We start from the raw sequence: 7,011 nt of genomic DNA, 5'->3' as shown, positions 1-7,011 counted from the left end.
TGTTTAAAAACACTCGGATTTTGCCATCTTATAAAGATCGGTCAACCGATCAATAAACTGCTAAATGATCGGCATTATACCGAGAGGTGCCTTTTTTATTAACTGTGTCTTGTCCTAGAATGTTTTTTCTCAAACTTATTAATGCCCCTCACTATATCGAGCACGCTCTAGAGTGATAGTGAGACTTTTGCAAGCACCTTTACACCAACTCATTCCACAACTCGGTTACATCGACCTTAAATCAAATATGTATATGTTCATCAACATGCCCTCAAATATCATAGAATTGGTATCTGACTCACCCGCCTTGCTAGCTTTTCTATCTCGTGAACTAGCCCGCACTAAAATTTTTCAGTTCCATTTTAAACGACGCAAACATCTGTTACTCTGGTTCGCTCAATAAAGGTAGGCAACTAAACCTACAAATTCAGATATTTAATCTATAATCGTTACACAAAGTTATTTCGTTAAAATTATATGTAACACCTACATATAGCTTACACATTAAACCACTATCATATAGACAACCTAGGCTGAGTTCGTTTTGATAACATTCAATGAGTGGCGTCATAAAAGTCTGCTGATATGGCAGCATCAGCGTTATAAGCTCAGTGCAATCACTGTACTGCTTAATAGCTTGTTAATATTTAGCACTGTTTACGGCATGTCAGATCAGCTCTTTAACCCGCAGCAGATCTCACACCTTGCAGATATTAACTTTACAGTACTCACTAACGCACCTTGGTTTATGCTTGGGGTGTTTTTACTGCTAAATTCTATTGGTTTATTATTTCGCGCGCGCGTCGCCTGGGTAATGAGCCTTGTACTGCTACTAACAACCTTAGTTTTCACTTTACATTACTACTCTCACCTCCAATTCAATATTGCTTTTTGTTGCTTCAGCATAATCTTATTATTGCTCTTGAGTCGGGATTTTAATCGCAGTAGTGCAACCGCCGCAGGTATTGTCTCTGTCATTAGTTTTGTCATTTTGATCATCTATTCGACTTACGGTAGCTTGTATTTTGGTGATGGATTTTCGCCCAAAATAACAGACTTAAGTACGGCATTTTATTTTGCTATGGTAACCATGACCACTGTAGGTTATGGCGATATCTTACCCGTAACGGAAACCGCACGACTCTTTACTATTTCGATGATTATTGCCGGGATTGCCGTATTTGCAACGTCAGTGAGTACGATTTTTGGCCCTTTCATTAGCAATGGTTTAAACAAACTTATACAAGGGAAAAAACACACCATGAAAAGAGAGGATCACTTTATTGTATGTGGCACTTCCGCCATGGCGACCAATACCATTATTAAGCTGCATCAGCGAGGCTTGGCGGTCACCATTATCACTGTAAGACCCAGTGATGAGTTTGAAATAATTGAGCAAAGCCTAGAAGGTAAGTTTGATATTATCTCTGGAGATAGCAGCGATACAGCCGTGCTTAAACAAGCTGGGTTAGAACAATGTCGTGCCATTTTGGCCCTAACGGATAATGATGCCGACAATGCCTTTATCGTTTTATCGGCGAAAGACTTAAGTGCCAAAGCTAAAACAGTCATCATAGTCAATGACAGTAAGAATCTAACTAAAATTCAAAGAGTTCAACCAGACGTATTACTGTCACCACAACTATTTGGTAGTGAAGTACTAGCGCGAATGCTAAATGGTGAAGCGATGGATAATAATGATTTGGCAGAACTGTTACTCAATTCTGCACACGGTATACCCTCTAAGAATGATTTATAGCACTGTGCTAAGCAGTAAGGTTTGTGACTCGCCACTGTAGGTTTCAGCCTCACTCTTTTGTGTTATCAATACAGCATATAACTAAAAAACCCCAAGTAGAGGCTCAACTTGGGGTGCTATCCTGGGGGCTAGGCTTTACCTCATTTATAACCTTTAGCAAGCGTTTAGTAATTGATACTGTACTCCAGCGCCAAGCGGCGTCCGTAACCTGAAAACTGACTTCGGTACTGCTGCCAAACAACCTCTTTGTTCATTTGTGAAACCAACGGCTGGTAGTCGGTATTGAGCAAGTTATCAATACCGAAGGTAAAGCGCCCAAAGTCAGTATCAAGAGTTGAAATAAAATCAACCAAGGTATATCCCTCGTATGGTGATTCGTAGTAACTGTATCCCGCATCACTTTCTTGGTTGTTTTTGTTCCTATCGCCGACATAATTGGCCTGTAAACGCATTGATGCCATATCGTTGAAACGGTAATCCCCATAAATCGAGGCCTTAATCGGTGTAATTCTGGTGCCATTCATCCAGTAATCAATGCCCGTTTCACTATTGGTACGTTTACCTTCAGACATGGACACTGTAGTACCAAGCTTAATTGCTTGGTTAATTTGGTGATCGAGTGTCGCTTCAAAGCCCCAAATTTTTTCATCGGCAACAATCACCGCCGCGACTCGCTTAACGGCTAGTGCATCGACATTATAATCATACGCATATCCATCTTTTATATCTGAATAGAAAAATGACAAACTTCCTTGCACGCGTTCACTGTCATAACGTAAACCGGTTTCATAGTAGTTAGTTTGCGTTGCTGGAATTTCATCTGAAAACTCGGCCACACTGTCTACCGGCATGTCTCTAAGCATACGCATATCGGCATGAGAATAACCTTGCGAGAAACTAGCAAAAATATCGGTGCTATCGGCAATACTATAGACTAGACCGAGATTAATCAGAGGCTTGTCATAAGTTAAGGTGTCGCCCTGTTTATCTGACAACACACCTTTTTTGTAACGCTGATAATCTGGCACTTCAATTTCAAAGTTTTCGTAACGCAAACCAAGCTGCAAGGTGACATCATCAGTTAATTGCTGCCAGTACTGAGCAAATGGGCTTAGTTTTGTCTCGGTTAAATCACAAATGGAACAAACATATTGTGATTGCATTAGTACACTACCTTCGACATTGGTCTCTGTCATCACATCACGGTCTCTGCCCTGCTCCGTATTGTCACGGCCATATTCAATACCGTAGGCCAAACGACTTCTGTCGTTAATTGTCCACTGCATCGCCGCTTTAAAGCCACTGCGCTTAGACACTATTTCAGACGCGGATTCATAGCCAACATTCACCTTACTGTAATAAGTAGAGAGACTGAGTTGTTGATCTAGAAAATCATCATGCTCATAGGTGAGTTGCACAGTGCTAAGTTTAGTTTTTGGGTTCGCACCGCTATATGGGCCACTTTTATCAATCTCTACTAGGCCATTTTCATCATTTACACTGCGTTTATAATGCAGCTTATTTTCGATATTATAATGATGTGCCAACAAGGCTAAACGGCTTGAATCGAATTCTTGCTCAAGCTTAAATAACAGATCATATTCATCTGCATCCCCCATGCCGCCTTGGCTATTAGGTGCGCCGGGTAATTGATCCCCATCAGCATCATACAGATTACCGCGATCTTTACCTGATAGGTTAAGTAAGTAGCCCAGATCTGAATCTGTTGTGCCCGAAAAGCGTTGTGAAATGCTATAACCTGCATCAGATAATTCATCAGCAAAAGCCTCGACCCCAACACGAGTTTGCATCTCAAAATTCAAAGTAGGTTTTTTGGTGATCACATTGATTATCGCGCCAGCCTCACCGTTACCGTACATGGCACTTGCGCCTTTTATCACCTCAATGCTTTCAATAACGTCAACCGAAATTGATTGTAGATCTCGACCACCTGCACGCAATGTCGTTGAAATCAGCACCCCGTCAATCATCACTATCGCTTTACCCCCGCGAAAGTTCTGGCCGAAAGTCGACATTGTTTCTGTGCTTGGTGAAAAACCTGGGACGAGGTTTGAGATCATTTCAGACAGGTTACGCGCAACAACACGCTGCATGTCCAACTCTTGCTCTGTGACAATAAAAACAGAATTAGGTGTATCACTTAACTTTTGTGCAAATGGTGATGCGGTTACAACAATATGCTCCATATCCTCAGATTGATTTGATCCCTCTTTACTCTGCTCAGCCCAAACCGAAGTGGCTGCCAAAGTACTCAATACTGCTAACCCTAAAATACTTAATTTCACATGTCTCTCCATAATTAAATGCGAATGAATATTATTAACATTTAATTACAGATGACAACGAACTTACACAATATTTACAAAGGTATCAGGCTGGTCCAAAACTAACTAAAGATGAGGTGAGATGTTATTTCGATAACTTTAGACTATGAACTATGAACTATGAACTGCAGCAAATCGCTTTTATGCTGGGGGCGATATTGAAAAGTAACATATCGCGTTAGGGGGATTACCCAACGCTGATATGCTACTTACTCGTTGATTGAGTCTATAAAACCTTTTTGATACTGTTACTTAACTTCAACAATGTCACCAGGCTGCCAACTTTTATCAAACCAAGGTTCCAGCGGGCCATAGAGGCGCAATAAGATAAACCAACCTTTATTCGGTACAGTCTGGATCCAATTGTTCTCTTGGCCTTTGGGAGCCTCTGGCGCAAAATAAATATCAACCGAACCATCTGCATTTTGTTTTAAATTATCACGCTGATTATTCCGACTAGGAAATGGCTGTCCAGTCTGTAATTCTGAGCGGGTTTGAGTATCGTATGCCACCACCGACCAGAAGTTTTTCGCGGGTACATTCGCGGGAATGGTTAACTTATAAGTCTTACTGCCGTGTAAATATGCAGCATCTTTTGACTTATCTAACATGGCATATTGTGAGCCTTTACCAATCAACTTTAATGCCATTGCAGGCGTATTCACTGTCGCCATATAGAAGAAATAAGTACGCGCATCAAGATTACGCCCCCCCTCTCCATCATCAATTAACCAGCGATAATCACCGCCAATAAAAGCAGTTTTCCAAAGTCTATTAGGGTAAATATAAGTTGCCTCATCCCTTGGCTGGAACATCAAAGCTCTTGCTGTTGCATTACCGATGGCGACACCATCAGTGAGTAGCGCAGTCATGTGATCATCAGGTGCAAAAGGCTTGCCTTTTTGTATACCAATACTGGCCATCAACCCTCGTAGCTGTGGCTCTATAAACGAGACTGGCTCCTTTTCTAAAACAGGATGGATCTCTTTAAAAAAGTGAAAAGTGTTAGCATGAATGGTATTAAATACCAGGCCACTACCTGATTTAAAAACCATTTTTGGAGGTTGGTTTTTCTTAGCAAGTGGATAAATTTTAAGGTACTGCTCAAATGACTCAACAGCAGAGTCCGTCTTGCCGTCTTTTAGAAAGCCTCGCGCAATAAACCAGTTGGTATAACTCTTTGACTCAGATACAAAATACCCCTTTGGCACGTCACCTTTATAGCCTGGTGGTAAAATAAGGTATTTTCCCCCTTTGCCTTTGTCAGGACCTACAATCCCCATATCCGTAACGTACCTAAAAAAAGCGTCATTGACCGTTGTTGGCCCCATTCCTGCGGGAACCTCCACCACAGTCGGCCCATCGCGCTCAAGATCTAAAAACGCAGAGGCATAAACGGTGTCAGTATTACCCGTTAAGAAAAGCGAATTTGAGTCCATCAACTTATTAAACAGTAATACTTGATTAGATTGCGTTATTCCAAGATCCATATGACCAATTCTTAACGCTTCTAGAGAAGCCATCGGGATCGCATTTAAAAATGTTTCCGTCGCGCGAATGGTATTAAGATTATCATAGACTTTACGGCTAGTTTCCACTGTCGGTGCACCATCATGAAACTCTAAAGTACCTATGCTCGTTTCGACCTTGTTAGGCGTCATAATGCTTTGGGGGATCTTGTGGTTATAGCCCGGAGTCGGTGTTTCTGCTGCAGCTAAACGGGTTGCCCCCCCTAGCAGTAACGCTATAGACACTGCCACCTTGACTGACCTGAATATATTACTCGCTTTCATTGGCTTCCTTATTTATACGTCATCATATTCCTTTACCTACCAGCCTAATATGTGTTCAAGATTTGGTCAACATAAGCAGCATTAGTTTCTTTTATGTCAGTGCGTTACTGACATAAGCTCTTCGGCTACTGCTAAATAAACCAAAGCATATAATCGCAATAAATCAGTGAAACCCTACAAAGCTCACTAAAAGTTTGGTAAAAGCATTGTTTTTCAACTCCATTTAGCATTAGATAAAGCTCAGTTATTCGGCAAACTAATATGAAGTAAGAGAGTCAAATGAAAAATGTTATTTGCGATATCGATGGAGTGTTACTGCACAACAATCAGCTTATTCCTGGTAGTGATAAGTTTATTCACCGCATAGTCGAACAAGGTAACCCTCTCGTAGTGCTGACCAACTACCCAGTACAAACAGGTAAAGATCTGCAAAATCGCCTTGGCGCCGCAGGAATTCAAATACCTGAAGAGTGCTTTTACACCGCTGCCATGGCGACCGCTGACTTTCTCAAACATCAACAAGGTACTAAAGCCTTTGTGATTGGCGAGGGGGCATTAACCCACGAGCTGTATAAAGCAGGGTTTACCATCACCGACATCAATCCAGACTTTGTGATCGTTGGCGAAACGCGCTCCTACAACTGGGATATGATCCATAAGGCGGCTAAGTTTGTTAGCGAAGGCGCACGTTTTATTGCGACGAACCCCGATACCCATGGCCCAGATTTTAGTCCTGCTTGCGGTGCATTATGTGCCCCCATAGAGCGGATCAGCGGCAAAAAGCCATTTTATGTTGGTAAACCCAGCTCTTGGATCATTCGCTCAGCACTAAACCATATAGGTGGGCATTCAGAAAACACCGTGATCATCGGTGACAATATGCGCACCGATATACTTGCAGGCTTTCAAGCGGGACTTGAAACCATCCTGGTAACGAGTGGTGTTAGCTCTTTAAGCGATATCGATAAAGAACCATTTAGACCCAATCATATCTTTAATTGCGCTGGGGACATCGACGTTATCTAACTGTGTAAGCACCTAAGCGCAGGGCGATTAACCGGTTTTGACTGGTTTAGCGGCCCAGCGCGCTACTCATCTAAAGCTAAATCTAAAG

At 41.9% G+C, this 7,011-nt stretch carries 4 protein-coding genes; 2 read left to right on the top strand and 2 right to left on the bottom strand.

Annotation, left to right across the window (positions count from 1 at the left end; all coding sequences use genetic code 11):
• Positions 1-544 precede the first annotated feature (544 nt).
• A complete protein-coding gene (gene kch, locus ACVBJC_RS18830) occupies positions 545-1,759 on the top strand; it encodes a voltage-gated potassium channel protein (RefSeq protein ID WP_447162459.1) in 1,215 nt (404 codons plus the stop codon).
• A gap of 164 nt (positions 1,760-1,923) precedes the next feature.
• Here the strand turns inward: kch and ACVBJC_RS18825 are convergent, their stop codons facing one another.
• Positions 1,924-4,065, bottom strand: coding sequence for a TonB-dependent receptor (locus tag ACVBJC_RS18825; RefSeq protein ID WP_447162458.1), 2,142 nt, complete (start codon positions 4,063-4,065; stop codon positions 1,924-1,926).
• 287 nt (positions 4,066-4,352) lie between these two features.
• The gene (locus ACVBJC_RS18820; protein WP_447162457.1) at positions 4,353-5,864 is read right to left on the bottom strand and encodes a DUF1254 domain-containing protein; all 1,512 of its coding nucleotides are present in this window, start codon (positions 5,862-5,864) and stop codon (positions 4,353-4,355) included.
• A 312-nt stretch (positions 5,865-6,176) separates the two neighbouring features.
• On the opposite strand from ACVBJC_RS18820, the gene ACVBJC_RS18815 reads away from it, so the two are divergent.
• A complete protein-coding gene (locus ACVBJC_RS18815) occupies positions 6,177-6,923 on the top strand; it encodes an HAD-IIA family hydrolase (RefSeq protein WP_447162456.1) in 747 nt (248 codons plus the stop codon).
• Positions 6,924-7,011 lie beyond the last annotated feature (88 nt).

The organism is Shewanella sp. 0m-6, assembly GCF_052977325.1.
Note: the sequence above shows the minus strand (reverse complement) of the source record. Positions and strands in the feature narration are given on the sequence as shown.